This is a genomic window from Nocardia sp. 348MFTsu5.1 (genome assembly GCF_000383535.1).
GTDB lineage: Bacteria > Actinomycetota > Actinomycetes > Mycobacteriales > Mycobacteriaceae > Williamsia > Williamsia faeni.
This window is the reverse complement of the sequence record NZ_KB911528.1, coordinates 31,705-56,988: the sequence shown is the minus strand read 5'-3', so window position 1 is coordinate 56,988 and position 25,284 is coordinate 31,705. Positions and strand designations below refer to the sequence as shown.

Below are 25,284 nucleotides of genomic sequence, written 5' to 3'. Positions count from 1 at the left end.
CAGCGGCTCTCGACCCCGGTGGCACACCGCTGCCACCCGCGCCCGCCGAAGCGGTCGCCGCCAAGGAAACCACCTACGACGGCGACGACTGCTGCGCCGACTGCCACTCGCATATCAGCGACCCCCACGAGCCGGGATGCCCTGCCGCAGAACCGATCGACGTCCTGCACGAACTACATGCGCAGCGCTCCCGCGCTGAACGCGACCTCGAACCATCCGCGCCCGCCGACCGGGAACGGTCGGTGCCGCTACCGTTCCGGCCCACCGAACCGGTCCTGCCGCCAGCGGGCGCAAAATCGCGTGCCCGCGCAAACATGGACGCCATCGAAGTGGTTCACCAACTCACCACCGACAACCGCTATGCCACCGTCGCCGAGCAACAGATCCTGGCGAGCTGGTCGGGGTGGGGTGCAGCGGCCGATGTGTTCGATCTGCGCAAGGACGATTGGGCGGCCGACCGTGACCGGCTACGCGGTCTGCTGAGCCAACAAGAGTGGGGCCAGGCCCGACGCAACACCCTCAACGCTCACTACACCGACCCTGCGATCGCCCAGGCGATGTGGAAGGCATTGGGCGCGGCCGGATTCAGTTCGGGTCGCGTGCTCGAACCGGGCTGCGGCTCGGGGACTTTCCTCGCATACGCACCAGAGTCCGCACAGATGGTGGGTGTCGAACTCGACTCGACGACAGCCCAAGTGGCCGCCGCCCTGCACCCGACCGCACAGATCCGCAACGAGGGCTTCGAGTCCACGCACGTCCCGCAGCAGTCGTTCGCGGCAACGATCGGGAATGTGCCGTTCGGCGACTTCCGGTTGTACGACCCGGCGCACAATCAGGGCCGCCACTCGATTCACAATCACTTCATCATCAAGGCGCTGGATCTGACCGCACCAGGCGGCTATGTCGCTGTGATCACCTCGCGCTACACGATGGACAGCAAGGACCCTCGTGCCCGCAAGGAGATCGCGGCCGCCGCCGATCTGGTCGGCGCGGTCCGGCTCCCGACGGGCGCGTTCTCGCGTGTGGCGGGAACCGAAGTGGTGACCGACATTCTCGTGCTGCGGCGTCGCGAGGCCGACCGGTCGCCGACTGCGCAGACCGATGCGTTCGTATCGCTGGGTAGCGTCCCAGTGACGGGCTACAACGGTGCTGCCGAAACCGAGCTGATCAATCACTACTACCTGCAGCGTCCGGAGAACATCCTGGGCACGCTGCGACACGGGCAGGGCATTCACGGCTCCACCACGCTGCAGGTGCGCGGCGCCACCGATGCCGCCGAGGTCGCCGGCGCGGTCGCCGACCGCCTGGACGCCATCGTCGACTACGCCCACGAAGCAGACCTGACGCTGACTGCGGGCTGGCACAACACCATTGGGCCGCTGCGCGAGCAGTTCGAATACGGGCTGGTCCGGTCCGCCGACGACACCGCCACCGAGCACCCGGTCGGCATGCTGCGCGGCGACCATACCGGACGCCAGATCCAGCGGTGGGACGGGCAGCAGTGGTCGCCGGCCAAAACCCGCGGCAAATCCCAAAGCGTCGAATGGGCAAAGCTGCTGGAGCTGCGGGACCTGGGGACGGCGCTGATTGACTCTCAGCGCGTCGGCGAACCGGCCGATACTCGGTTGGCGTTGCGCGCTGACCTCAACGCCCGATATGACCAGTACGTACGCACCTACGGTGCGATCAACCGATTCACCTGGGTCGAGCCCAAAGAGATCACCCAGGCACAGTACGACAAGGCATTTGAGCGCCTCGCCGGTCAGTGGCGCAAGACCGAAGGTCTCAGTGCTTATGCTCCGTTGCCCGACGCTATTGCTGAGGAACTGTCAGATCAGGCGTGGGCCAACCCGCGCAGCCGTTTCAAGTCCTACCCGCACCTGGGCAAACTGCTCCGGCAAGACCCGACGTTCGCTGTGGTCATGGCATTGGAGCAGTTCAACGACGACACCTCCACAGCACGCAAGGCAGCTCTGTTCCACAACGACGTCCTGGGCCCCCGCAACCTGCCGCGCGACATCGCCTCAACCGAGGATGCGATCGCCGCAGTCCTCGACGAGCGGGCGGTCATCGACATCGACCGGCTCGCCGAGCTGCTCGAGGTTGATGTCGCCGACGTACCCGACCGCATCACCGGGCACGCATTCCGCTCACTCGAGGACCCCGACACCTGGATCCCCGCTCCCCAGTACTTGTCCGGAAATGTCCGCAAGAAGCTTTCAGCGGCAACCGAACTGGTGACGGCCGACGATCGGTACAGGCCCAATGTCGAAGCTCTCAGTGAGGTGTTGCCACCGAAGATCACCAGCGGTATCTCCGTGCGTCCCGGTGCCCCGTGGATTCCACACGCTGACTACGAGCAGTTCATCCGCGACACCTTCGCGGTTCCCGCGGACTCGCGAGTGAGCGTGGAGTACGCGGCAGGGGAGTGGTCGGTCGAGGTCAGCTACTACTCGGGTCGGTCCGGCACCGATCTGACGTGGGGACTGGTGCCCAAAGCGTCATCGCACTCGACGCGATTCAACTTCGAGGACAAGGACGCCGACCGACTCGGCGTGGCCCACTCGGGAGTTCGGCGCAGCAAAGACGGTGGCCACAACTACGACTGGGCCGACATGTTCACCGACCTGCTCAACAACCGACCCCCGCAGATCAATAAGTCCAAAGAGTTCTTTGAGCTCACCGGAAGTCGTGACTGGCTGCACGACGCAGCCTCGCGCGCCGCCGGCCCCCGGGCCCGGCGGCTGGCCCAGGAGTTCGAGCAATGGGCGTTGTTCTCCGACCCTGACCGCGCGGAGCGGTTGATCGACAAGTACAACGAGCTGTTCAACTCGACCGTCGCACCGACCTACGACGGATCCCATCGCCGGTTCGACGGACTCGGCGACCAATTCAACCCGTATCCCTACCAGCGCAATGCGGTGCAGCGCATCGTGTCCGAGCCGACGGTCCTTCTCGATCACGTGGTCGGGGCAGGCAAGACCGGGACCATGCTCATGGGTGCGATGGAGCTCAAGCGCCTGGGTGTGGTGAACAAGCCGTGGATTGTGGTCCCCAACCACATCGTCGAGCAGGTCACCCGCGAAGCCAAGCAGTGGTATCCGGCTGCCCGGGTGCTCTCCGGTGGCGCAGCGACCGATGCTGAGGGCCGGCGGTTGTTCATCGCCCAGTCGGCCTCCCAGGATTGGGACATGGTGATCGTGCCGCTCTCGGCGTTCACCAGGATCGGGGTCGATTCGGGCACAAAAGCCGAATACATCCGTGCCCAGCTCGCTGAGATCGAGCGGGCACACGGCTCAGATGCTGAGCAGCAGATCCAGAATGAGGCCAGTGTCAAAGCGATTGAGAATGCCAAAGCGCGGCTCGAGACCCGGCTTGAAGAAGCGCTCGACCAGGCCGGCAAAGACACCGGGCTGACGTTCGAGGCATCGGGCGCAGACTACCTGTTCATTGACGAAGCCCACCTGTACAAAAACCTGGCCCGACAATCGCACGTCGCAGAGCTGGCGTGCGCAGGATCTGATCAAGCGTCCGATCTGCAGATGAAACTCGAGCATCTGCGGGCGGTGCGCCGCCAGGAGGCAGCCGAAGCCGGGATCGCCTCGGATGCCTATGTCGAGCGCGTAGCTACGTTTGCCACCGGGACACCGGTCGCCAACAACCTCGCCGAGCTGTGGGTCATGCAGACCTACCTGCGCCCGGACCTTCTCATCGACGCCGGCGTCGCCGGTCTCGACGAGTGGGGCGCAACGTTCACCGACACCATCGAACGGGTGGAGCTCAACAGCTCCGGAAGCCGGTTGCGGTCAGTGACGCGGGTGGGTGAGTTCACCAATGTCGGTGATCTGGTTGCGATTTCGAGTGTGTTCACCGACAGTGTGGGCCGCGACCAGGTGCCGGCGCAGTTGCCGGAGAAGATCGGGAACTCCAACCACATCGTCACCTTCGAACCCTCCCAGCAGGTACTCGACTTCATCACCGACCTGGGCTACCGCGCCGACAACCTCAACCCGCGCCGGATGGACATCGACAATGCCCTCAAAGTCGCCAGCGACGGCCGCAACGCATCGCTGGTGTCGCTGTCGGCGCATCTGCCGCGCGATGCGAACAACGAGAACCGGCGGGCCTGGCAGGTCGCCCGCAACATCCTCGCCGAGCACGACCGGCACAAGGACACCGTCTACCTCGACACCTTCGGTGAAACCTCGCAGCGCACCGGTGGTCTGCAGATCGTGTTCTGTGACCGCTCGACCCCGAAGCCGGACGGATCGTTCTCGATCTACGGCGAGATCCGTGACGAATTGATCGCCGGCGGTATGGATCCGGCCAGCATCCGGTTCATCCACGACTACCCGAAGGCATCGGAGAAAGCGCAGCTGTTCGAACGGTGCCGCAGCGGCGAAGTGTCGGTGCTGATCGGCTCGACCGAGAAGATGGGGACCGGCACCAACATTCAGACGCGGGCGGTCGCCCTGCACCATGTCGATGCGCCGTGGCGGCCGGCGGATCTGGAGCAGCGTGAAGGCCGAATCATTCGGCAGGGCAACCAGAACACGCACGTCCGGGTGTTCAACTACGTCGCCGAACGCACCTACGACACCATCATGTGGCAGACGGTGTACCGCAAAGCCCACTTCATCGAGCAACTCAAAGCCGCTGATCGGTCCATGCGCCGGATGCCCGACCTCGAGGCCGATTCGATCGCTGAGAACGCGGCGATGACCAAAGCGTTGGCCACCGGCGATCAACGGTATCTGCGGCAGGTCGAACTCGACGCCCAGGTGGTGGGCCTGCAGACCGAGGCCGATGCTCACTTCGCTGAACAGCGGAGCATCGAACGTGAGCGTGACAACCTGAGCTGGCAGGTGCCGGCCGCAGAAGAACGCCTCGCCCGACTCGCTGCCGCACTTCCCGACCTGCAGCAGTGGCGCGAGGCAGACAAAGACAAGTTCGTCATCACGATCGCCGAGCAGACCTACCGCACCCGGCCGGAGGCATCCGCGGCGTTGGTCGAAGAGCTGCGCAAGAACGCGGCGGTCCTCAAGGGCCAGGGTATGCGGGTGGCTCGGACGATCGGTGAGGTCGCCGGCCACAAACTCGAAGTGGTGCGGCCGATGTCGACGGACTCGCTGTATCTGCAGTTCGCTGATCTGCCCATCTCGCACAGGGAAATTGGGCTCCGTGATCTGTTCGACAGTGACTCGGTGACCGGCGGTGACCGTTCCCCGGCCGCTCGGGCCTCGTACAACTCGGGGTTCATGACCCGCCTCGAAGGGATGGTCGGCGGGGCGCAACGCACCCTCGACACCGGGCGCTGGCAGCTCGACCGCGACCGGGACCGGCTCGACGAACTGCACCAGATTTCCCTGGGCGAGTTTCCCCGGGGCCGCGAACTGCGAGAGCTGACCGACGAGCTGACCACCCTGCAACGCGAGCTGAGGGAGGCCGAACACAGTCCCGAAGCTGTCGCTGCCCGCGCAGCTCTGGCTGAGCGGATGAGTGAACGGGGCCGCGAGGAGGGGTGGAGTCTGATGCTCAATCCCACACCAGCTCTCGTCGAGGAGCTGGGGTTCGACTCGGCCGACGAGGTTCGGCGGATGATGGCCGACCGCGAATACCAGGCGCTGAGCGAAGCACGCTATCGCCAACCCCAAGCCCCGACCACTGGGTCACCCGAAGTAGCGGCCTCTACAGACACCGCTCTGGTCACTGCTGCCCGCAAGGCAGCGGCGCTGGCCGGGCGCGACCATCCCACCCATCCCAGAGGGGCCGCAGACCGGCCCGCCACGACGTCGAGCATGGTCGAACCGAATCGCTCCGGCGCATCTCAACGCGGCCAGGAACACGACATCAGCGACTGACGGTAGCGATAGCGCTCAACACTAACGATGGTTTTCGTGTCAGTCTTCCCAGTCCTGCGTGAGCTTGATAGGACGTATCTCATCAGGCCTGTGGGTCAGTGCCCACTCCCTCTGTGCTCCCCGTTGACCACGTCTTAGTAGCTCTTCTAGATCATCGCGCTTGGTGAAATCGAGATCGGTCAGGGGAGCGCTGCTCAGACTCGGCTCGTCGAAATCTGAGACATCGGGCAGTTCAAAGTCTTTCCACGAACCGCCAGTCTGGAGGTGGGCAAGAAGCCTTCGGCGTACACGACTCTCGTACTTGTCCTTGCGGCACTCGCTTAGCTCGGCGACCACATTTTCTGGTGTGACAGGCTTGATCGGAATTGTCCGTGCGAAAGCAACCATCTCGTCGAAGCCCAACCCATGGTGCATCTCAGACTCGCCTACGCACTTAGAGTCGATTACCTTCAGTCTGGTTCTGTCTGAACGCCGCCGCGCGCCACGCTCCAGTTCGTACTCCATCCGGCGCGGTTTGATCACCGGGATAGACAGCCATATGCGAGTGATCTTGAAACCGTGAGTACGGTACAGCCCCGTGACGTGACTTGTGAAGCGCACTAAAGGGGAGTTCGCGGTGTACCCAGTCTTGATCCAGCCAGAGTCGAACTCAATGAGGTAGAGGTACCCACGGATGATGAAGTCTTCGTCGTCCCATGTATTCAGTGCCTGGTGACGAGCGAGGAGTCCCGCTAGGACTGGATTCTGCTTAGTACCGGATGCGTAGCCCAGCTCGATGTCCCGGAGATCAAGGAGCAACTCACCGGCCTCCGTAGCTGTCCGTGCCGCCTCGTCCCATGCTTCGGGGTTGGGGACATGGACAGACCATGTGATGTCACCGAGTTTGTCGCTCATTGAAAGATCGTAGGAGACCGGGAGGACGGGTACCCGTTTGTTGGTGTGGCGGACTGGTGGTGCAGGAACCGCTGGTGCCATAGTTCCTTTGAACAGATCTGCCCATCACTCAGTCGCGTCCGGACGCGTTGTCGCGTCCGGGATCTCGGCGGTAGTGCGCTGTCGGCCGGTGCGCGGTTGATTGCGGACCTTGGCCGGCCGTCGTGCGTATGCCTGCCTGACGGGCGGCGGTCGGATGGTCACGACCAGAGAACCTCGCTGCCCGTAGTGCTGCCTCGATCGCCGACGGCGCGGCCCGTTGGGGTGCCGGCCGGTCGATCATGATCTGCTTGAACACCGGTGTGAGTTCTTCGTGGTGCGGGGTGCGCTCACCCAAATCTGGTCCGGAGAACGCCGATTGCTGATTCCAGATGCGTGGGTCCACTGCATTGAAATCGAAGTCGTAGCCGGTGGTTTCGGTGAGCTGACCGATCAATAGTTTCCCGACTCGGCCGTTGCCCTCACGGAACGGGTGGGCGTGGTTGTAGTTCGCGTACACGCGTGCGGTTAGGTCTGTCAGTTCGTGGGGTTCCAGGTCTGCCCAGGGCACGTCTTTGGTCAGTCGCGCCACGTCGGATAGGTAGCTGTCAATCTGACCTACCTCGGCGAAGGCGATGCCGTCTTTCGACATGTTCACTTCCCGGTAGTTGCCGGCCCACTCGTACACATCCTGGAACAGATACCCGTGCAACGCTTTGACGTGTTCGGCGTCGAAGGTGCGGGGGATCTTGACTACGCCTGCCGCGATCTCGCGGGCTCGGCGGCTGGTGCGGGCGGATTCTTTGGCGGAGAGTGCGGCGGGGTCTTGGGTGCCGAGTTTGTTTGCCAGCACTGTCGTTCCGGGCCAGAAGTAGTCATTCCATGACCTCATCGATGCGTGGCCCCCTATCAGTGCTGGTGCGCGGTCACTGCTGAGGAAATCGTGCATCGATCCTGGCGTCAGCGCGGCGCACGTATTCGTCGCCGTCGATGTCGCCGCGCTCGAGTGCAGTGAGGTCAGCGATGTCGTCTCGGACGGGTTTCCAGCCCTCCATGACGTGGTTGGCGATGTTGTTGTGCACGTTCCACTTCTGCTGATCGCTCAGGCCGGCGAACAGGTCGGGGTAGCGTGCGGCCCATGCGGGCTCTTGGGTCATAACGGCCATGGTAGGAGCCTTTCTCGTCGGTCGGTGGGTTCTCAGAACAGGGTGTGTTGTTGTTCGTCGGCGGCTTGGTCGGTGAGTTGCTGGTAGAGCGCGGCCATCCGTTCGACCGCTGCCAATGGTTCTTCGAGTTCGGCGGCGATGTGTGCCCAGCTCATGCCGTCTTGGTGGTGCATCTGCCAGGCCATCCGATGCAGATCTTCCACGCCCAGGGAGGGTCCGCCGGGCTGCGCGGCCGGCGTCATAGCCGGGCCAGGTTGTCGCGCTTGGTGAGCCATAGTTCTTCTGCTCGTTGCTGGTGTCTGGTCAGGTTCTCCCAATGTCCGGCGAGCTCTTCGACGCTGACGGTTTCGCGGATCTGCGACATCCGGGCCAGCAGGCCGGCGTAACCGCGGCGGTACCACTGGTCGACGACTTTGGCGGCCAGGTGTGGCAGGTCAGCACCGCCGACCATGGGGCCTCGGGCCGGGGCGATGATCGAGAGCAGTTCCGCTTCAACGCGCTGCAGCCGGCCGGCCTCGAACAGCTGTGCCTGGACCAATGCTGGGTTTGGGGGTGCTCCGCTGTCGAGGACTGCGCAGATGGCCAGGAAGATCTCGCGGTGCGCGCCGCTCCAGAACGGATCCCACCGGGCAGTGATCGCCAGGATCTGGCGTACCTCCCGGGCCATGGGTGCCGGCGCCCACATCAGTGCGGTGAGAAAAGCGGCCTCGACACCAGTGGTGACGGTGCTTTCGGTATCGAGGTCGGCTCCCAGTGCGCCGGGGAACTCTGCCGAAACACCTGCTTCACCGAGCTGGTCGCCGATGGCAGAGGTGTTGTCGGTGTCCATGTCACTGGCAGAGATGGTCATCGGTTCCTCCTGGTCTGTGGGCGGGACGCTGCGGTCGTGGTCAGGCGGTTGCATAGGACATGTCTGCGTACAGGCACGTGGGTACGTGCGGATCGCTCTGGTGCTCTTGGCATTCGGTGCAGCAGTCCTCGCTGTCGTAGCGCAGGTCTTCGGCAGTCCGCCATGGCCGGGTCTCGTGGGCGGTTTCGCAGCGCGCGGCCATGTCCTCGAGGTCGGTTGCTCGGGCCAGATCGCCGGCCTCGCGAGCGCGGCCAGCACTGCTCCGGAAAGCTTGTGCGCGGTCGGCGTAGGTGTTGCGGCGGCTGGCAGTCATGGCGTTACCTTTCGATGGTTTCAGGCAGCTTGCGAGACAAGGGCTTTGATGCGGTCTGGCCGAAATCCGGACCAGTGTTCTTCGCCGACAACAACAACGGGCACTTGCAGGTAACCCAGGCTCATCACGTAGTCGCGGGCTTCGGCATCGTCAACAATGTCGACCACCTCGTAGTCCAGTCCATTCTTCTCCAGGGCCTTGTAGGTGGCGTTGCACTGCACGCAGGCAGGTTTGGTGTAGACGGTGATTGTGGCGGCTGCGGTGTCAGTCATCGGTTCGACCTTCTCTGGTTTCGGTTCGACTGGTGCGGTTTCAATAGATCTATTGTACCGCGATAGTTGTTGTGCTGCAATGGTTTTCGTAACTTTTGCATATCTTATCGTGTGTGTTGCTAGGGCTATTTCTTGTCATCTTCTTGCTGGTTGCCGGCGGATGTGAGTGCTGCCCGCAGTGCTGCAAGCTGCTCGTCGGTAGCGAGTGGTTGATCCAGTTACTGAGCTTGTGCGTAGGTGGGGTGCCAGGGCCGCGAACCACGGGCGTAGCGGATCTCGCCGATCGTGCTCGCGGTGTCGCTGTCCTGGTCGTAGTCCTCGAGGTCGATCAGTGTGTAGTCGTCGCGGCTGGCGCAGGTGGCCGACTCGTCGGCGCTGGCGGGGCAGCTGTAGTCGCCGCAGCTGCAGAAGGGGCCGGCGTACTGGTTGGTGTCGTCGGTGTTTGTGCTGGTCATGGTGTGCCTTTCGTGACGCGTGGGCTGGATCTTCGGCGGTGACCGGAGCTCCCTCATTTCCTGATAACTGGCCGCATTCGCAGCCGGCGCGGAGGCCTAGTAGGGGAGGCGAAAAAAGTGCCGCGATATAAGCGGACCGGGCGCGGGAGCGACGGGTAGCGCGTGGCACTTATTTCGACGGGTCTCTAGGTCCGCAGGGTTGGCTGTAGAAAGAATCGGCGTATCAGGGAATGAGACCTCCGATAGGAGAATCACAGTGCGCCGCAGGCGCTTCGGTCCAGGTCGCGTAGCGATTGGGCTGTTCTCGTCGAGCATGGCGGTGGCCCCACCCTTGCGGGTGGGGCCGTAGCGGGTTGCTACTCGTTTTCTCCGAACGGATCGGACGGTGTTCCGTCCGGAAGGTGCCATCCTCCGTCGTAGGAGAACGTTCCGTCGCCGTTGTCGGTGTAGACGATGTTGTCGAAATCGATGCTCATGGTGTTTCCTCTCGTTGGGTGGTGCTGTGGCTTCACAGTCGCTCAGGGCGAGGGTGGGCGGTCCACCCCGGAGAGCAGCGGGACCGGAAGCCACTTTCACCGCGAGGCGTAGCCGAGTGCGGGTGTGAAAGTGGTTGGAGCGCACGGGCGTAGCGCAGCGGAGAACGGGCGACAGTCCCGGTGCGTGGGTTGACCGGTCGGGCCCCCGGACTGAGAGAATGAGAAGACGCGCGCCCCCTGGTGACCACAGAACGAAGTTCGGCCGGCCACGGCCGAGTCCTCGTGTGACCGCGCAGCGGTCAGTGCCCTGCGCGGCCACCGAGGTTACTGCTGGCGGCCGCGGGCCTGGTAGAGGCTGATGGTGTGGGGGGTGATCAGCCAAGTGGTCGCTTCGCTGTAGCCGGGCAGTCGAGCGATGAGAGTTTCACGCAGGGAGGCACAGTAGCGGTGTGCTTCGGAGGTTTCCCAGTCGTCGACCTCGCACGCTTGGTATTCGTAACCGTCGATCGCTTTGAACAGTTCAACCGGATCCCATGCGCGGCGTGGCCGGCGGTAGTCGTAGATGTAGGCGTTGTCCTCGTTGTAGGCGCGATTCATGCTGGCAGCGTTGGCGTCGACGAGCATCTGCCCGACTGCGTTCGCTGTTTCTGGCCGCAGGGCACGCCGACGGTCGGGCCCTGACCTGAACAGTCCATTCAGTGGTGTCGGTTCGGTGGTGTCATCGGTGCGCCAGTGCAGGACATCACCTCGCCGGGGTAGGCCGGCGGTGACCAGGACGTGGATGTGTTCGGGATCAACGAGTTCGGCACTCATGGTGGCCCTCCCTGCCTTGGCGCGGCAGACCTGGTGTCCGCCAACAATTTTTGCCCTTCTGGCAAGGGAGATGTGGACCGGCAGAGGACGGAACGGAGTGGCAGCTGATCGGAAAGTTTTCAGCGAGCGCAGCGAGTACGGGTGAAAGAGTTTCCGACCCCGCAGGGGCCGGCGGTCAGCTGTCCGAAGTGGAGGAACGAACCGGTCACACTCGGAAAGCCAGAAGGGACAAAACGAGATCCCGGCCGCAGGCCGGGTCAGATTGCGCCGTAGGCGTTTCCACATGGTTGCTCGCGTCGCGAGCAATGAAGAAGGCCGGCCACCTGGTGTGGTGGCCGGCCTCGAGGAACGTTGGTCCCAGACAGTGGTCAGGTCTAGGTGATTGTGCGGGAGCTGCGCGGGTGCGGGAGGGCTTGGTGTCGTGGTAGCTCTAGACCTCCGGGCCTGCCTTGTAGCTATTGGCGCCATGGACATCGTGGTCAGAAAGCCAACCTCACGCTGCCTAGTCTCGCACCTGCTCAACCTTCCCTTTGTTGATCCGCAGCGTTAGACCCTTTCCGACGATGACGACAAGTTTGTTGCGCGGCAGCATTGTGATCGTGTGAATCTTGCCTGTGTCATCATCTGGAATTACCAGCTGCGGTCTGAATCTCGTCCCGCTGGACTGAAACGTGACGTTGTTCATCGTGATTGTGTAGGTGGATTTCTTCACCCAGCGCAAGGACTTTGATTGACTGCGTCGGCTGATGATCTTGGCCCTGCTGGTGGTGCTGACGATAAACCGTGTGGTGGTCCAGAGGCGCTTCAAGGTTCGTTTCGGGTGGGCGTCAAGGGTTTCTTGAAAGTCTTGGGCCCACTCGTCGAATCGCCGTTCGCGTTCGTCCGCGGGGAAGAAGGCCAAGGCGAGGAAGAAGAAGCGTTCAGGGAACTGCTCGAATTGGTAGGTGACCTCGTCGGCAATGAGCTTTCTAACTGCGACGAGGATGCCTCCGCCGATGATCGTGGCGAGGATGGTGAGCCCGACGAATGTTACCCAGTGAGCCATCGGAGGACCCCCCGTCGGTTGCCTGTGGTGAAGTCGGGTTGGAGTCGGGGGAGATGGACTCGGATGCGGCTTCCTCGGCGTTCCCGTTGGTCGGCTTCGGTGAGTGCGCGTCGGATCATGGGGACGGCTTCGGCGGTCATGGTGTAGGTGGTGCGGCGTTGGCCGGTCTCGCGGGCTTTGTGACCTGCGTCGTGGCGGGTGAGCCAGCCGGCTTCTTCGAGGCGTTCGAGGATTTGGTAGACCTTGCCGCTGGGGTAGCCGGTGGTGGCCATGATGTTGTAGCCCCATTGGGGCTGTGAGAGGTCATCGAGGAACAGCTCGAGTACGCGTTTGACTGCGGGGGTGATCCTGACTTCGCCTGCCATGGTCAGCATCTTACAGAGTTTTTTACACCCTTTGCTGTTGTCAGGGTTGTGTTGTTCCGGTAGGCGTCGGCATCGCGGCGCCCGTTCAATCTGAGGGCCGGTCCCGCTGTTCAGTCGTGGTCGTTGCGCTCTTGGGCCCACCGCACCAGGTCCAGCGCGTCGTGGACTGCTCGGAGTGCGATATCGGGGAAGGTGCCGACCATGTCGGAACTTTCAGACGTCGTCGGGGGCATCTGTTCGGGGTCCGCGTTTGAGGATGATGACGTCGTCGCTGTCGGGGTAGCGGTAGCCGTAGCGGCCGTCTGAGAGCTGCACGAGTCCGGGTTGGCCTTCGTCGGGATCTGGTGGATATGCCATTGAGGCAGTGTCTCAAATCGGGTGAGTGTGGTTGTTACCAGCTGGTTTGTGCTGGTTTGTAGGGTGTTCCGGTGTCGCGGACGTGTGTGATGACGGCGGCGAGGCCATCGTGGTCGACGGTGCCGTTCTCGTCGCTTGCGGCGGCGGCCAGGAGCAGGGGGTTGTCATCGATGCTGATGCAGATAAACGGGACGGCGGAGGGTTCTTGGCCGGCGAGGTCGTCGAGCGCAGCGAGTGCGGCCTCGCCGGCGGCGTGGTGTGCGTCGGTGTAGTTGTCGGTGGCGCTGGCCAGGAGAATGCCGTTGTCGGTGTGGGTGTTGGTGTGGGCGGTGACGCTCCAGGGGATCATGTCGGTGTCCTTGTCGGGTGGTGAGTGGTTCGGTAGTGACAAGGATGCCGCCCGGCCCCCAGTCCGGGCGGCATTTGCCGGGTCCCCAGGCCCGTTCTGTGGATGACGGGTGGGCCTGGGGATAGCCGGTCTCAGCGGTCGTTTGTGGGGGTCGGGCCGCGCTCGATCCAGCCGGTTCCGGTGATGCGGTAGCTGTTTTCGGCCGGTGGTCGCCAGCTCGGTGCCGCGCTGTTGCGGGAGAACTGGTGTCCGTCGTCGAAGAGGACTGTGGCCATTTTGTGGGCTTTGCGCATGGTGTCGATCATGGTTTCGATGGCGGTGGTGTCCATCAGGGAGAATGTCAGTGGGGCGATGTTGAGCTGGACGTAGGGGTACACCTTTTTGGTGACGGGGTGGGCGAATGTTTCGCGGTGTGCGGTGCCCATCGGGTTGCGGGTCCACGACATCGTGGTTTGCACATCGGTGCTCGACTGGATGCGGGGCATGACGCCGGGTAGCCGGTGCACGGTGGCCATTCCCATTTTTGCCTGGCGGGCATATGCGAACAGTCCGAGTACGAGTTGGACCTGCTGGCAGCTGATGAATTGCATGGTGACGGTTTGCAAGTCGACTTGCAGCATGGCCAGGCGGGTGCCTTCGGCAACAGCTTTGATGCGGCCTTCTTGTTCTCCGCAGGCGGTGATGTGGACGTTGGTCACCACTCCGTTGGTTGCCAGCGGTAGCGGAGTGCGGATGTGTTCGGGGCGGCTGCCGGTTATCTGGCGTTCGGCTGCTGACAATTCGCGTGCTTGTGGCTTTCCCATGGTGACCCTCCCGGCCTCAGTTGCGGCAGACCTGGTGTCCGCCAACTTTTTTGCCCTTCTGGCAAGGGAGATGAAGACCGGCAGAGGACGGAACGGAGTGGCAGCTGATCGGAAAGTTTTCAGCGAGCGCAGCGAGTACGGGGTGAAAGTTTCCGACCCCGCAGGGGCCGGCGGTCAGCTGTCCGAAGTGGAGGACGAACCGGTTAAAGTCGGAAAGCCAGAAGGGCAAAACGAGATCCCGGCCGAAGGCCGGGTCAGCAGTAGCGCCGTAGGCGTTTTCGATGTAGGTGCACGCGCAGCGGGCAAGGATCCGCCGGGTCGTGTGAACACGCAAAAAGGGCCCACCTCCGTGTAAAGGAGGTGGACCCTGCGCCGCCAGGTCGGCGACTAGTGGGTGGTCAGGGTTTGGATGCCGAGGGCTTCCTCGAGGTAGTAGCCGGCCCGATCGCGCTGGGCGGTGGTGGTGGCCGGGTTCAGGAGGATGGTGTTGGCCAGGCTCTGGGCGTGGTGGGCTGCCGACCGCTGGCGGTCCGTGCCGTTGTCGGCGGCGACAGCCTGGTGGATCGCTTGGCGGGCTTCTTCGAGGAGTTGTGCGACGGTGGTGTGTGCGGACATGGTTTCGCCTTTCGATTCGGTGGCGCTGACGCCTGGCGGTGGGGATGAGCGAGGGTGGCCTGTCATACCCCGGAGAGTCACGGCGGCCGGAAGCCACTTTCATGCGAGCGCAGCGAGTGCGTGTGTGAAAGTGGTTGGAGCGCAAGGGCGCAGCGCAGCGGAGAACGGGCGACACTGCAGGGGCGTGGATTGACAGGTCGGGCCCCCGACCATCCACACTCAGAAGGCGCGCGCCCCCTTGGTGACCACGGCAGCGAAGCTCGGGCCGAAGGTCCGACACCGACAAGGGGGAGGGGTAAGCCTGGCCGGCAACTCGGGGGTGAGTAAGGGATCGGGGGTGATCCGCCGGCCAGGCTTGCAAATCACGGTAGCAGGATGGGCGGACAGTTTCGCGGCGTAGAGCGGGGCAGGTGTTGGTGTCCTGCCCCGCTCTACGGGTCAGCGTCTAGACGATGTCGATGTCGTCGGCGGACAACTCTCCTGTGATCACTTTCTCGATGTCGGCGTGCTGGTATCCGTATGCCTCGGTGAGGAATTGGAGATACCTGGTGCGGCCTTCGCCGACGCTGCGGAAGTACTCGTGGCCACCGCGCCAGGAGTCTTTCGGCAGGTTCGCTTCGTGTGCGGCGAGGGTGATGGCCAGCGCGATGACCTGGCCACGTTCGCCGGTTGCTTCGGCGATGGCTTCCATCGGGTCGGTGCCGAGCAGCTCGGCGGCGAGCTTCTTGGCGTCGGCATCTTGGCGGCTGAGGTTGTACAGGTCGGCGTTGCGCCACATCGTGTTCGCCTGGAATGCGGCCACGACTACGCTTTTGCCTTTGGGCAGGCTCTTTCGGCTCAGCACCTCGCGCAGTTTGGTGCGGCGCACGGTTTGCGCGGCCACGGCCAGCTTGTTCAGTGCGATGGTCTGCTTGCGTGCGGCGCTCTCGGCGTCTTTACGCGCCTGCTCGGCCTCGGACACCGGCTGGTCCTGTGACTGTCCGCCACTGCTGGGGCGGGCCTTCCTGGGGTTGTTCTGGCTCCATTCCCAAGTCGTGAGGAGTCCAGCGGCGTCGGGGCGGGTATGAAACCAAATCACTGCGGCGGTGGCGGTCTCGGTTTTGGTGACCTTTCGTGGATCGACCAGTCCGTCCTCGGGTTGGGCATCGGCGTCGTCCTCATCGAGGTCCCAGTCGATGTCGTCTACCTCCATGATTTCGCCGTCAGCGCAGGTGTACTCGCTGTGCCACTGCGCCGACAGGTAGGCCACGAGGTGCTCAGGGTCGCAGTCGGCGACAGCGGCTGCGGTGCCTTCGGCGTCGACGTACTGGTCCAGGCGGCGGTAACCGTCGCTGGGCGAAGGCCGGTCGGTGATCACGGTGTATCCCTGCGCGGTCAGCTCGTCGCGGGCGGCGGCGATGGCGGCGCGGGCCGGGGCGTTTTCGGCGAGCTCGGCGGCTTTGTGGTCGAACCGCCCTTCGGCGGCGGCCTCTACGAGTTCGGTGATCGCGTCGGCGTCGTCGTCGTATTGGGCGAGCACCATGCCCTGTTCCAGAGTGAGGTTCGCGGCGTCCACGGCTTGTCGTGCGGCGTCGGATCCGGCGGTGGCCAGGGCGGCATCCACGGTCTTTTTGCTGGTGTGCAGCGATTTGGCGATCTTGGTGGCCGACAGGCCGGTCAGCGAGAGTTGCTCGACGGCTGCGGCTTTCTCTGACGGTTTGAGGTCGGCGCGGGCCTCGTTGGCGATCACCTGGTCGATGATGCGGCGGCGGGTCCGCTCGGTGTCGTCGGCCTCGGTGTCCTCGGCGTCCACGACGTAGACCGGGATCGTGGTCAGTCCGGCGTCGCGGGCGGCCAGGGTGCGGCGTTGTCCGTCACGGACTTTCACGACGCCTTCGCTGTCGCGCACGGCATAGACCGGCTGCCGGACACCGGTCGCGATGGAGGCGATGAAGTCGGCATCGATCGCGGCATCGGTGCGCACGTTGTCATCAATGGCCAGCTCGGCCGGGTTCAGGTGCTCCAACACACCTGCGTTGACGGCCAGGACGGCGGTAGCGGTGTTGTTTGTCATGGTGTTTTCTCCTATGGTGGGTGAGAAGCAACCGGGCCGAGTTACAGTCGGCCCGGCTGCTTTTCTTTTGGGCCAGTAGCGGATTGGCTAGCTGGTGGTGTGGGGCCGGGTGTCGATAGGGTTGTCCTCGACTCCAGCGAGCATGGTCACGGCCACGATTCGACGTTCGCTGAGTTGCTCGATCTTGGCCAGGTGGTCCGATGCCTCGAAGTGCCAGGCGCGGCGCTGCTGCGGGCTGGTGGCGATGGTTTCGGCGTGACCGATGCAGGTCGCGGCTTCCTCTGAGTGCCGTCCGATTGCCTCATCGAGTGCGGTAGCCCATTCGCGGGCCTGGGCGATCATGGCCTGCTGAAAGCTGATGCCGCGCAGCGTTGCGATCATTTGGACTGCGGCCAGGTTCGGCCCTGCTTCGGTGAGGGCGTCTACCTGCGCATACATGTTGTTGCTGGACATGACTGGTTCCTTTCAGTGGCTGGTGAAGTGGGCCGGATCGATGGTGACCTTGGCGACCTGCTGGGCTTCGTCGCTGTAAATGACCAGGTCGAGCAGGACGGACTTGGTGTCCGTGTCGAGGTCGGCGAAGGCCGGATCGCCGGGCATCTTGAGGTGGGTGTTGTAGATGTACTCCATCGCAACGAACGGATCGAAAAACATGGCGTGCCTCCCTGGGTTGTCGTGTCCGCCAACTTTTTTGCCCTTCTGGCAATGGAGATAAAGACCGGTGAAGGCGGTTGGAGCGCAAGACTCGGGCGGAAAGTTTTTCAGCGAGCGGCAGCGAGTACGGTTTGAAAAAGTTTCCGAGCCCAACGGGCCGTAGCGCAGCGGAGTCGGGTCTTGCGCGCAGGGCGCCGCCGGTCAAAATCGGAAGGCCAGAAGGGCAAAGGGTGGGTGCCGGCCGAAGGCCGGTCCGCTGCAGCGCCGTAGGCGTTTCCGTTTAGGTGCTCGCGCAGCGGGCAATGTCGTGTGCCGGCGGCTACGGTGGACGGCATGGAAAGTCCTGTGGAACAGACTTTGTCGCTTCTTGTGGGCCCTCGGCCGCAGGCCGTCGATATGGAGGTGCTGGTTTTTGGCCGGCGCCTGCCGGCGCCTGATGTGGTTGTGGTCGATGAGGACCTGCGTCGGCTGTTGTAGCTGGCTGTAGGCAGTGGCCGGTGGGGTAATACCCGTGGCAGCAGTCAGGCCCGGAAGATTTCTCGTCCGGGCCTGACTGTGTTGAAGGGCAAGGCGGGTTAGATCGTGTGGTCACCTCCCAGCACTTTGTGGGCGTACTCGGGTGGCAGGACCAGCGCCTGGCTGAGCATTTCGGGGCTGGCCCCGGCGGCTACTGCCTGGTCGATGAGGTTGAGAAGGTTGGGTAGTTCAGTGGTGGCGGCTTCGGCTTGTTCGATGGCCACGTTCACTTTTGCGCCTTGTCCGGTGATGGCGCAGAGAGCGGCCACCAGGGTCAGCACTTCGGCGCGGGTCTGACCGCGCAAGGCAGCGGCGATCGTGATGAACAGGTGCGCTGCTGCGGCCGGTGCGGCAGAACCTACGGTGATCAGTGCGTCTCGTACCTGGACGTTGTCGGTGACTGCTCGCCCGACCTGGGCGGCCAACTCGCCCGACGATTCAGCGTCACCGGTGATGATCGCGTACACCTGGCGGGCGATGTCGAGGTAGCGGGTAGGGCTGGCGGTGTTCACGCTGCCGGTGTCGACGGGGTCGGTGAGGGCGAACAGTGCGTGCAAGTCGTTGCGGCTGGAGACGATTGCTTTGCCGTTGACCACCTGGGTCGCGGTCATGATGCTGCTGCGGTAGTCCTCGGTCAGTCCGGTGGTGGCATTGCCCAGGTCGGTCCACAGGTTCCCGGCTTCGCAGGTGGGGGTGTGGATCTTCTTGGTAACGTCCATGCCTTTGAGTTCGACAATCTGCCCGACGCCGTCGAGCACCTGGGCGGCCTCGTCCAGGTCGCTGGTGATGGCAAGCAGGATCATGCTGGTCGCGTCATGCTGGCGGGCGACGTCCATGATGTGGGGGGCGATGTGCACCATGGCTGCAAAGTCTTGGCGTGCGTTGAACAGGATCTCGCTATCTTTGAGTGCGACGAACACACCGGACTCTGCCGGGATGAAGCCGAACAGGGCGGGAATCGCGGCGATGAGTGCAGTGGGGCTGCTGATCTGAATCGGGGTGTTGTTGCTCATGGTGACCCTCCCGGCCTTGGTGCGGCAGACCTGGTGTCCGCCAACTTTTTTGCCCTTCTGGCATAGAGAGAACTGACCGGCAGAGGACAGAGCGGAGTGGCAGCTCGAGCGGAAAGTTTTCATGCGGAGCGCAGCGGAGTGTGGGTGTGAAAAGTTTCCGAGCCCAGCGGGCCGGTCACGTCGAGCTGTTCGCAGCGTCGGACGAACCGGTCATGATCGGAAGGCCAGAAGGGACAAAACGAGATCCCGGCCGCAGGCCGGTCCACAGTGCACCGCAGGTGCTCGATGTAGGTGATCGCGTAGCGATCAGACAAAGGCCGGCCACCTGGTGTGGTGGCCGGCATCGAGGAGTGTTGGTCCCAGACGCACGTAGCTATCGGGGTAATTGTGCGGGAGCTACGCGGGTGCGGGAGGGCCCGGTGTCGCGGCAGTGCTGCTGTGTGCGTTCGAATGCGTTTACTTGTGCTGCCCTTGCGGTTTCGGCTTGTTCTCGTTGTTCGGCGAGTTGTTTTTCGTGTCTTTCTTTTTCGTCGGCCGCGACGGCATCACCCGCAGTGTGTGAGTGTCTTGGCGGCGGTTTCTTCTGCGCTGATTCTGGTGTTGTGTGCTGCTCGGAACGTGAGGACGCCGGCGGCGAATACGCCGGCGCCGCCGAGGACGGTCGCGACGGGTTGCGCGACGCCGGCGTCTCCGGAGAAGAACACGAATCCTGACACGACGAGTAGTCCGAGGCTGACGATTGCGAGCGCGGCACGGGCGAAGAAGCCGGTGCTCGTTTTTGTGCTGGTCGATTCCGCCGGTTGGGAGACAGGTTTGTCTTCCTGTGAGTCTCCGTCGGCCGGACCTGTCGTAGTCATTCGAATATTCTGCGTGCTGTTCGCTGCGTTAATCGCCCGCTCGGATCAGGGATTCAATCACGTGTCTGCGAGTCGAAGATGGGGGTGTTGGGCCTCGTTGTCGGTCGGCGGGCAACACCACTGCTGTCGGCCACCGACGGTGCAGGCACGACGGACCGCCCAGAATGCTGAACTCCAATGGGACGTGGAACCCCGAGACCCCCCGATTGTCGTCAGGGTTTCCACGTGACCATTTGAAGCGAACAGAGGTGAACGCTGAAGCTGGCGAAACTCCGCGTTAAGGATGACTGATGCACCGCTGCACGGAAATCGCGCAGACGATCTACCCTGATCAGCTCCGCTCATAACCCTGACTGGGTCGGTGTTCATGTAGGCATGACTACAGCAACGATTGTAGAGTTGTCTACATGGACCACTACACCCAGGCCGAACGCCAGGCGTACGGGGAGAAACTCGCCAAGGCCCGGGCCACAGTGAAGGAATCCCTGCGTATCGCGCAGATCATGGCCCAGTCCGCCCATTCCGAAGGAGTCCCCGAAACGCAGATCGCAACCGAGTTGGGTGTCGATCGAATGACCGTCCGCAAGTGGGTGGGCAAGCGGTGACGGGAGGCGGACCTGTGATCGTGGACAACGGCAAGTGGTGGATGCCAGCCGATCCCGACCGCACCGCCGCCGGCAACCTCTCCACCACCGACGACGGGTCTCTGCGCCTCGAGCTCGACCAGCACCTCGTCCCGTGGACTGTCAGGAACGCGGTGGTGTGGGGCGAAACCGCCGATGCCACACCGGTGACCCTGCTGGGCGTCCTGCCCTTCGGGAAGATGACACAGGAAGAGATTTACGTGCACGCCGCGTTGCTCGGCGTCCACATCACCTCCGCTGACGACGCCATCTTCCGTCAGGCAGCGGTCAGCCTGTCCAACTTGACCGACTGGGCAACGCGCGGCCGCGATGGGCTGCCACTGCCGGAGCAGGTCAACAATCCTGAACTGCCTGGCGAGCGGCTCAGCCTGCGCGGCGAGGGCACCGAGGTCCAACTGGTTATCGAGTCTGAAGAACCTAGAAGATGGGCAGGTTTCGGCACCACCACCCAAGCGTTCCAAGACCTGCTGACCCTGGCAGGCAACGCGGACTGCCGGATCGAGTCGTCTGTCCTGTTCACCGGCGAAGGCAGGCCCGTCCAAGTGTGGATGAAAGCCGACACCGTCATCGAACATCATTGGCATCCAGTGTTTGGGCTAAGCACCGTCCCCGCCCAGTTCATCTCCGCCTGGCTGAAGTTGCGCACGCAGCTGGGGATGTCAGGTTCGGTGTTGTTCAGCCTCGACTACGGCGGCCGCGGCTACTTCCAGAACAAGCTGTTCAACGCTGCCTCTGCCGCCGAGGGAATCCACCACATTCTGCACCCAGGCGCAACCGGCATCTCCGCCCAGGCACACAAGGACCTCAAGGACCACATCAAGAAGCTGCCCGACGGCGAGGCGAAGAATTGGGCACTTTCAACGATCCGACGGAACCCGCCGGGCTTCACGACCCGGATGCGAGAGTTGGCCGCAATCCCCGACGGCGAGGCCGTTGAAAGGTTGCTCCACGACCAGGACAAGTGGGTCACGTGGATGGTCAACGCGCGCAACTCGATCGGCCATTCATCGTGGGGGGGCATGGACAAGATCCCTCACGAGGTCAGACCCGCACTAACCCATGTAACGAAAACATTGTTGCACCTGGTGCTGCTCGAGAAGCTCGGGCTCTCCGCCGATCAGCAGCGCAGCGCGGTCGCAGTGAGCTATCACAGGTTGCGGCAACCCTACGACGACTACTTTGACCCGCCGCCAACAGCGCCCACCTAGTCGACACTGTCCGCAGCAATCACGACTACTTGACACCCTCTGGGACTTCATCGAAGCCCAACCCAACTGGCTCTGCGTCGGACTGACACATCCGTCGCCGAAGTAACTCCGTGACAGATGATCTGGGACAAACCGTTGGTCGGCTGGCAAAGGCAGCTCGGTGTCACCCGACGGCGTGCGGCACGCCCCCCACCAGGGCATTGTCAAGTTTAGTTGACGTAATATCTATTATCGGCGTAATCACTTGTGACTCAACATGTTTCGTCACCAGTGACGGAACCAAATGCGAGTCTCACCGCAGCACATACCCGCGTCGCAACTATCCGCGAATGACAATTTCAATCGAGTCAACGTCAACGCCGTAGGTTTTTGCTAGTCCGGCCTTTGCCTGCGGGATCGTAAGGGCAGCCGGCGCGGTTTTCGCCGACGCGGCGTCGGCGCTCTGCATCTTCTTGAAGTTCACGCCGCCGAGGTCGATGCCAAGGCTGCTGATATTGGTGTAGCGCACAGGATTACGATCGCCAGCCCACACGTCGGACTGGCTGATTCGCGCACACTCGCTGAACTCGATCTTCCAACGGCCAGCAGTGTCCGACGGACTGATACGAGAGATTCGGCCTACCAGGAATGCGCTGCCGTGGGGCTCATTGCCATCGGCGTAGGGCTCCGGGTTATGCGCGTTCTGGGTGCACACCAGCCACTCGCACTTCTTGGCCCGGGCGGCGTCAAGTTTCCAGTCCCCGGATCCCCCTTCACTGATGATCGTGTCGAAGCTCTTGGCGGTGAATACGACGATTGCGTTCTCTGTGTTTGTCATGAACTCACTGTAACGAAGTATCATAAAAGTATCAACCATTTTCTATACTTTTCCGAAGGTATGGAGGCTGACGCCGCTATACATCTGGACCGGGGCCGTGGTGATCGCGCGGGAAATCGCTGGTCTGTACACCCTCTCCCGCGTACTCACCTTGATTGCGTGAATCATTCCGCACTCTATTGTGGTTGTGAATCGGATATACGCGTGCTAGCGTATGGACAAGAGGTGAAAATCGGATATACAACAGACATAGGAGTCAATTATGTTTTCACGCGAGGGGACAGTTCCTCCGCTAAAGCACTGCTTGCGAGGCCGCCGGCTCGTGTTGGTCGACATCGAGAACGTCGTCGGTGGGGCCGTCCTGCACGAGAACGCAGCCCGGTGGGCACGAACGCAGATTTGCAAGGTGCTCAATATCGGGGCAGCAGATCACGTTGTGATCGGCATCAGCCACATCGGACTTCTGCCAGTCGGCTCTACCTGGACTAACCCGCGCTATCTCGTCGGTTCTGGCCCCGACGGCGCGGACCGCGCACTCCTTGCGGTTCTCGACGAGGACGTGGAGAACCGGTTTGACGAGATCGTCCTCGTCTCCGGAGATGGAATCTTCACTGACAAGATCGCGGCCATCGCGGCCCTCGGAGTACGCATCACTGTTGTTGCCCATCCTGGTGGGCTCGCCAGACGACTCCGCATGGCCGCACATCAGACCATTTACCTGAGCGACTATTACAACGACGGCACCCTCTGCGGTGCCGCATGAACGAGGACACCATGAGCAGCACCAGTCAGGCACTCGTGGCACCGAGCGATATCGCCGAAATGGCTAGTGTCTCCCGAGGCGCGGTCAGCAATTGGCGCAGGCGCGCCGACGACTTCCCTGAAGCCGTCGGCGGCACCGCCGCCAAGCCCTTGTTCCCGCGTGAGGCGGTCCATGCATGGCTTGTCACCCGCGGCTACGACATCCAAAAGGACAGCGGAGAGGCGAACATCTGGTCCGCGATGAACGCGCTGCGTGGGTTTCTCCCGGCCGGCGCGATGGCTGACCTCATTCTCACTCTTGCCTGTGCCCGCAAGCTTTCTGATGAATCTCCGTCCGTCTATCCCCCCTGGATGCAAATAAAGGGTGGAGTCAACAGCGAAGGCTTTGCAGTCCTCGCTGGCGTGGCTGAGTCAGAAGAAGATTGGGACCCGAGGTGGTCAACCCTGGTGGACTCTCAGGACGCTTACGCAGATATCGATTCCTCAGCCGCAACAGCAGTCGTCAAAGCACTCGACAGTGTCGATCCGGCCGACTTGGCGACGGTCACCGACTACGTCCTCGCCAAATGCGCCCGGGCACAGGTTCGCAGTGGACTCGACCATGGCTTCGTCGAATCCAGAATCTCCGAGGCCCTCGGAAATCTCGCCGCCGCCCACAGCGGCGACGTCCTGTACGACCCTGCATGCGGAACAGGTACTGCGATATTGAACGCCATCGACGCGGGACTGGCACCGCAGCGAGTCGTCGGGCACGATATCGATTTCGGTGCGGTGCGACAAGCTGCTCAGCGCGCTTACCTGCGCGGCGTCGATATCGAACTGCTCCAGGGCGATGTCCTCGCCCACGACTTGGACGAAGACTTGCGCGCCGACATCGTTATAGCTGAACCGCCGCTCGGCCTGTCACCACAATCGGTCGATGTCGCAGATCCAAGATGGCAATACGGTCTACCCGGCCCCAAGTTCTCCGAGCTCGCCTGGATCCAGCACGTCGTCGCTCATCTGACCGATCATGGCCGGGGTTTCGTCGTCACACCGCTCGGCGTCCTGTTCCGCGAGGGCAGTGAAAAACCTGTCCGTACTGAACTTGTCCGACGGGGATGCGTTGAATCCATCACCGTCCTGCCACCAAGGATGCTCCCGCATATCGGAATGTCCCTCGCAGTATGGGTGGTGCGGGCGCCCGCCGATCAAGACCGTTCCGAGATTCTGTTCATCGACGCCTCCAAAGTGGAGGATGTCGAAAAACGCATCGGGCACTGGTCGCCTACATCGGACGGCATCGACATGGACGTGCCGCACCAACACGTCGACATCCGGGATGTCCTCGCTGCCGGCGCCCACCTGTCACCGGTCCGGTGGATCGAAGTTGCCGGCCGCACCCCCACCGAAGTGGCCGACTCCTACCATCAAAGCTCGACGGACCTGAACCAGACAGTCGAGGACATCGACGGGATAGCCAATCTCCTGAAAAACTTCGTCGGAACCAGCCACTCTCGCCTATTCACGATCGGTGAACTAATCGACCAAGGTCTACTTGAGATGCGTCCAGGGCGGGCGAGAGTCCCCGACCTGTCAGACGAACTACGACATCTGTGCGTTACGCCGTCTGTGATCGCGAGGGGACACCTGCCCCTCGCCGACGAGACGATCAAAGTTCCTTCTTCCCTTGCCACCGACCTGACGGGTGTGGGTGACGTGCTGGTCACCACGCAGGGAACGATTTCAGCAACGATCGACAACGAGGGGGGCCATCTTCTCGGACAGGGAACCTACCGGCTCCGCAGCACCGACGGCAGCCTGCATCCGGGCTATCTTGCATTGGTTATTGCTGGGTCATGGAACAACAGATTCCTCGCCGAAACCGCGATACCGCGCGCTAACATCCGACTGCTCGAAATACCACTGGTGCCAAAGGCGGAACAGAGCCGCGCACAAGTGCTCGATAGCGCGATCCTGGAACTCGTCGACCAGGCACACGCACTGCTCACCCATGCGGCATCGGTCCGCGAAGCTATGCGCGACGCCCTGCGCTACAACATCACCCTCCCAAGTGACGAGTAACTACCTGAGTAGCGCGCTCGGGTGAGCCACGTCGCCCTTGTTTG

27 protein-coding genes are annotated in these 25,284 nt (G+C 62.8%); 6 read left to right on the top strand and 21 right to left on the bottom strand.

All coding sequences use genetic code 11. The features are described from left to right. The first annotated feature begins 242 nt into the window (after positions 1-242). Positions 243-5,861, top strand: coding sequence for a helicase-related protein (locus tag H290_RS32115; RefSeq protein ID WP_020109764.1), 5,619 nt, complete (start codon positions 243-245; stop codon positions 5,859-5,861). A gap of 39 nt (positions 5,862-5,900) precedes the next feature. On the opposite strand, the gene H290_RS0125845 is transcribed toward H290_RS32115, so the two are convergent. From H290_RS0125845 to H290_RS29790, 18 genes are all read right to left on the bottom strand, one after another. Continuing rightward, positions 5,901-6,755 carry a hypothetical protein gene (locus tag H290_RS0125845; RefSeq protein ID WP_020109763.1) on the bottom strand — a complete coding sequence of 285 codons (855 nt, stop codon included), beginning with the start codon at positions 6,753-6,755 and terminating at the stop codon, positions 5,901-5,903. Positions 6,756-6,864: 109 nt separating this feature from the next. Beyond that, positions 6,865-7,665, bottom strand: a complete 801-nt coding sequence (locus H290_RS29805) for a Fic family protein (RefSeq protein ID WP_020109762.1) — start codon at positions 7,663-7,665, stop codon at positions 6,865-6,867. Between the two features lie 34 nt (positions 7,666-7,699). Further along, positions 7,700-7,930 carry an antitoxin VbhA family protein gene (locus tag H290_RS0125835; RefSeq protein WP_020109761.1) on the bottom strand — a complete coding sequence of 77 codons (231 nt, stop codon included), beginning with the start codon at positions 7,928-7,930 and terminating at the stop codon, positions 7,700-7,702. A gap of 41 nt (positions 7,931-7,971) precedes the next feature. Continuing rightward, positions 7,972-8,181, bottom strand: coding sequence for a hypothetical protein (locus H290_RS0125830; protein WP_020109760.1), 210 nt, complete (start codon positions 8,179-8,181; stop codon positions 7,972-7,974). Beyond that, positions 8,178-8,789 (bottom strand): DnaB-like helicase N-terminal domain-containing protein, encoded by a 612-nt coding sequence (locus tag H290_RS0125825; protein WP_036520338.1) that lies wholly within the window; start codon positions 8,787-8,789, stop codon positions 8,178-8,180. Before H290_RS0125825 ends, H290_RS0125830 begins: the two co-directional genes overlap by 4 nt. A gap of 40 nt (positions 8,790-8,829) precedes the next feature. Further along, positions 8,830-9,102 (bottom strand): hypothetical protein, encoded by a 273-nt coding sequence (locus H290_RS0125820; protein ID WP_020109758.1) that lies wholly within the window; start codon positions 9,100-9,102, stop codon positions 8,830-8,832. A 20-nt stretch (positions 9,103-9,122) separates the two neighbouring features. Continuing rightward, positions 9,123-9,374 carry a glutaredoxin-like protein NrdH gene (gene nrdH / locus H290_RS0125815; RefSeq protein WP_020109757.1) on the bottom strand — a complete coding sequence of 84 codons (252 nt, stop codon included), beginning with the start codon at positions 9,372-9,374 and terminating at the stop codon, positions 9,123-9,125. Between the two features lie 218 nt (positions 9,375-9,592). Continuing rightward, positions 9,593-9,829, bottom strand: a complete 237-nt coding sequence (locus tag H290_RS0125810; RefSeq protein ID WP_020109756.1) for a hypothetical protein — start codon at positions 9,827-9,829, stop codon at positions 9,593-9,595. 800 nt (positions 9,830-10,629) lie between these two features. Beyond that, the gene (locus H290_RS29800) at positions 10,630-11,118 is read right to left on the bottom strand and encodes a hypothetical protein (protein WP_020109754.1); all 489 of its coding nucleotides are present in this window, start codon (positions 11,116-11,118) and stop codon (positions 10,630-10,632) included. 502 nt (positions 11,119-11,620) lie between these two features. Continuing rightward, a complete protein-coding gene (locus H290_RS0125795) occupies positions 11,621-12,163 on the bottom strand; it encodes a hypothetical protein (protein WP_020109753.1) in 543 nt (180 codons plus the stop codon). Beyond that, positions 12,148-12,528 (bottom strand): helix-turn-helix transcriptional regulator, encoded by a 381-nt coding sequence (locus tag H290_RS30475; RefSeq protein WP_196809634.1) that lies wholly within the window; start codon positions 12,526-12,528, stop codon positions 12,148-12,150. Before H290_RS30475 ends, H290_RS0125795 begins: the two co-directional genes overlap by 16 nt. A gap of 213 nt (positions 12,529-12,741) precedes the next feature. Beyond that, a complete protein-coding gene (locus H290_RS31545; RefSeq protein WP_020109750.1) occupies positions 12,742-12,885 on the bottom strand; it encodes a hypothetical protein in 144 nt (47 codons plus the stop codon). A 34-nt stretch (positions 12,886-12,919) separates the two neighbouring features. After that, positions 12,920-13,234: a hypothetical protein gene (locus H290_RS0125775; RefSeq protein WP_020109749.1), complete on the bottom strand. Its 315-nt coding sequence runs from the start codon at positions 13,232-13,234 to the stop codon at positions 12,920-12,922. Between the two features lie 131 nt (positions 13,235-13,365). Continuing rightward, on the bottom strand, positions 13,366-14,037 hold the full coding sequence (locus H290_RS0125770; RefSeq protein ID WP_020109748.1) for a hypothetical protein: 672 nt from the start codon (positions 14,035-14,037) through the stop codon (positions 13,366-13,368). Between the two features lie 387 nt (positions 14,038-14,424). Then, on the bottom strand, positions 14,425-14,652 hold the full coding sequence (locus H290_RS0125760; protein WP_020109746.1) for a hypothetical protein: 228 nt from the start codon (positions 14,650-14,652) through the stop codon (positions 14,425-14,427). 445 nt (positions 14,653-15,097) lie between these two features. Next, complete coding sequence (locus tag H290_RS0125755) at positions 15,098-16,705, bottom strand: ParB N-terminal domain-containing protein (protein WP_020109745.1); 1,608 nt, start codon at positions 16,703-16,705, stop codon at positions 15,098-15,100. 87 nt (positions 16,706-16,792) lie between these two features. Next, entirely contained in the window at positions 16,793-17,158 is a 366-nt protein-coding gene (locus H290_RS0125750) for a hypothetical protein (protein ID WP_020109744.1), read from the bottom strand. 12 nt (positions 17,159-17,170) lie between these two features. Further along, complete coding sequence (locus H290_RS29790) at positions 17,171-17,359, bottom strand: hypothetical protein (protein WP_020109743.1); 189 nt, start codon at positions 17,357-17,359, stop codon at positions 17,171-17,173. A 333-nt stretch (positions 17,360-17,692) separates the two neighbouring features. Here H290_RS29790 and H290_RS31350 point away from each other — a divergent pair, with 333 nt between their 5' ends. Beyond that, positions 17,693-17,836 carry a hypothetical protein gene (locus H290_RS31350; RefSeq protein ID WP_155977082.1) on the top strand — a complete coding sequence of 48 codons (144 nt, stop codon included), beginning with the start codon at positions 17,693-17,695 and terminating at the stop codon, positions 17,834-17,836. Between the two features lie 98 nt (positions 17,837-17,934). Here the strand turns inward: H290_RS31350 and H290_RS0125735 are convergent, their stop codons facing one another. After that, positions 17,935-18,888, bottom strand: a complete 954-nt coding sequence (locus H290_RS0125735) for a DUF4192 domain-containing protein (protein WP_020109742.1) — start codon at positions 18,886-18,888, stop codon at positions 17,935-17,937. A 545-nt stretch (positions 18,889-19,433) separates the two neighbouring features. Next, positions 19,434-19,745, bottom strand: a complete 312-nt coding sequence (locus H290_RS0125730; protein ID WP_020109741.1) for a hypothetical protein — start codon at positions 19,743-19,745, stop codon at positions 19,434-19,436. Between the two features lie 407 nt (positions 19,746-20,152). Between H290_RS0125730 and H290_RS0125725 the strand changes: the two genes are divergently transcribed. Together H290_RS0125725 and H290_RS0125720 are read left to right on the top strand one after the other, a co-directional pair. Next, the gene (locus H290_RS0125725) at positions 20,153-20,350 is read left to right on the top strand and encodes a helix-turn-helix domain-containing protein (protein ID WP_020109740.1); all 198 of its coding nucleotides are present in this window, start codon (positions 20,153-20,155) and stop codon (positions 20,348-20,350) included. A gap of 20 nt (positions 20,351-20,370) precedes the next feature. Continuing rightward, positions 20,371-21,597: a HEPN domain-containing protein gene (locus tag H290_RS0125720; protein ID WP_155977080.1), complete on the top strand. Its 1,227-nt coding sequence runs from the start codon at positions 20,371-20,373 to the stop codon at positions 21,595-21,597. 319 nt (positions 21,598-21,916) lie between these two features. Here H290_RS0125720 and H290_RS0125715 read toward each other — a convergent pair whose 3' ends face one another. Next, positions 21,917-22,414, bottom strand: a complete 498-nt coding sequence (locus H290_RS0125715; RefSeq protein WP_036520329.1) for a hypothetical protein — start codon at positions 22,412-22,414, stop codon at positions 21,917-21,919. Between the two features lie 262 nt (positions 22,415-22,676). Between H290_RS0125715 and H290_RS29785 the strand changes: the two genes are divergently transcribed. Both H290_RS29785 and H290_RS0125700 read left to right on the top strand, forming a co-directional pair. Further along, the gene (locus H290_RS29785) at positions 22,677-23,177 is read left to right on the top strand and encodes an NYN domain-containing protein (protein ID WP_081631727.1); all 501 of its coding nucleotides are present in this window, start codon (positions 22,677-22,679) and stop codon (positions 23,175-23,177) included. 11 nt (positions 23,178-23,188) lie between these two features. Next, entirely contained in the window at positions 23,189-25,240 is a 2,052-nt protein-coding gene (locus H290_RS0125700) for an N-6 DNA methylase (RefSeq protein WP_155977078.1), read from the top strand. Positions 25,241-25,284 lie beyond the last annotated feature (44 nt).

Bases quoted from the DNA above. Each gene is read 5' to 3' on its own strand.
- H290_RS0125845 (WP_020109763.1), bottom strand. From the start codon at position 6,755: ATGAGCGACAAACTCGGTGACATCACATGGTCTGTCCATGTCCCCAAC.
- H290_RS29805 (WP_020109762.1), bottom strand. From the start codon at position 7,665: ATGAGGTCATGGAATGACTACTTCTGGCCCGGAACGACAGTGCTGGCA.
- H290_RS0125835 (WP_020109761.1), bottom strand. From the start codon at position 7,930: ATGACCCAAGAGCCCGCATGGGCCGCACGCTACCCCGACCTGTTCGCC.
- H290_RS0125830 (WP_020109760.1), bottom strand. From the start codon at position 8,181: ATGACGCCGGCCGCGCAGCCCGGCGGACCCTCCCTGGGCGTGGAAGAT.
- H290_RS0125825 (WP_036520338.1), bottom strand. From the start codon at position 8,789: ATGACCATCTCTGCCAGTGACATGGACACCGACAACACCTCTGCCATC.
- H290_RS0125820 (WP_020109758.1), bottom strand. From the start codon at position 9,102: ATGACTGCCAGCCGCCGCAACACCTACGCCGACCGCGCACAAGCTTTC.
- nrdH (WP_020109757.1), bottom strand. From the start codon at position 9,374: ATGACTGACACCGCAGCCGCCACAATCACCGTCTACACCAAACCTGCC.
- H290_RS0125810 (WP_020109756.1), bottom strand. From the start codon at position 9,829: ATGACCAGCACAAACACCGACGACACCAACCAGTACGCCGGCCCCTTC.
- H290_RS29800 (WP_020109754.1), bottom strand. From the start codon at position 11,118: ATGAGTGCCGAACTCGTTGATCCCGAACACATCCACGTCCTGGTCACC.
- H290_RS0125795 (WP_020109753.1), bottom strand. From the start codon at position 12,163: ATGGCTCACTGGGTAACATTCGTCGGGCTCACCATCCTCGCCACGATC.
- H290_RS30475 (WP_196809634.1), bottom strand. From the start codon at position 12,528: ATGGCAGGCGAAGTCAGGATCACCCCCGCAGTCAAACGCGTACTCGAG.
- H290_RS31545 (WP_020109750.1), bottom strand. From the start codon at position 12,885: ATGGCATATCCACCAGATCCCGACGAAGGCCAACCCGGACTCGTGCAG.
- H290_RS0125775 (WP_020109749.1), bottom strand. From the start codon at position 13,234: ATGATCCCCTGGAGCGTCACCGCCCACACCAACACCCACACCGACAAC.
- H290_RS0125770 (WP_020109748.1), bottom strand. From the start codon at position 14,037: ATGGGAAAGCCACAAGCACGCGAATTGTCAGCAGCCGAACGCCAGATA.
- H290_RS0125760 (WP_020109746.1), bottom strand. From the start codon at position 14,652: ATGTCCGCACACACCACCGTCGCACAACTCCTCGAAGAAGCCCGCCAA.
- H290_RS0125755 (WP_020109745.1), bottom strand. From the start codon at position 16,705: ATGACAAACAACACCGCTACCGCCGTCCTGGCCGTCAACGCAGGTGTG.
- H290_RS0125750 (WP_020109744.1), bottom strand. From the start codon at position 17,158: ATGTCCAGCAACAACATGTATGCGCAGGTAGACGCCCTCACCGAAGCA.
- H290_RS29790 (WP_020109743.1), bottom strand. From the start codon at position 17,359: ATGTTTTTCGATCCGTTCGTTGCGATGGAGTACATCTACAACACCCAC.
- H290_RS31350 (WP_155977082.1), top strand. From the start codon at position 17,693: ATGGAAAGTCCTGTGGAACAGACTTTGTCGCTTCTTGTGGGCCCTCGG.
- H290_RS0125735 (WP_020109742.1), bottom strand. From the start codon at position 18,888: ATGAGCAACAACACCCCGATTCAGATCAGCAGCCCCACTGCACTCATC.
- H290_RS0125730 (WP_020109741.1), bottom strand. From the start codon at position 19,745: ATGACTACGACAGGTCCGGCCGACGGAGACTCACAGGAAGACAAACCT.
- H290_RS0125725 (WP_020109740.1), top strand. From the start codon at position 20,153: ATGGACCACTACACCCAGGCCGAACGCCAGGCGTACGGGGAGAAACTC.
- H290_RS0125715 (WP_036520329.1), bottom strand. From the start codon at position 22,414: ATGACAAACACAGAGAACGCAATCGTCGTATTCACCGCCAAGAGCTTC.
- H290_RS29785 (WP_081631727.1), top strand. From the start codon at position 22,677: ATGTTTTCACGCGAGGGGACAGTTCCTCCGCTAAAGCACTGCTTGCGA.
- H290_RS0125700 (WP_155977078.1), top strand. From the start codon at position 23,189: ATGAGCAGCACCAGTCAGGCACTCGTGGCACCGAGCGATATCGCCGAA.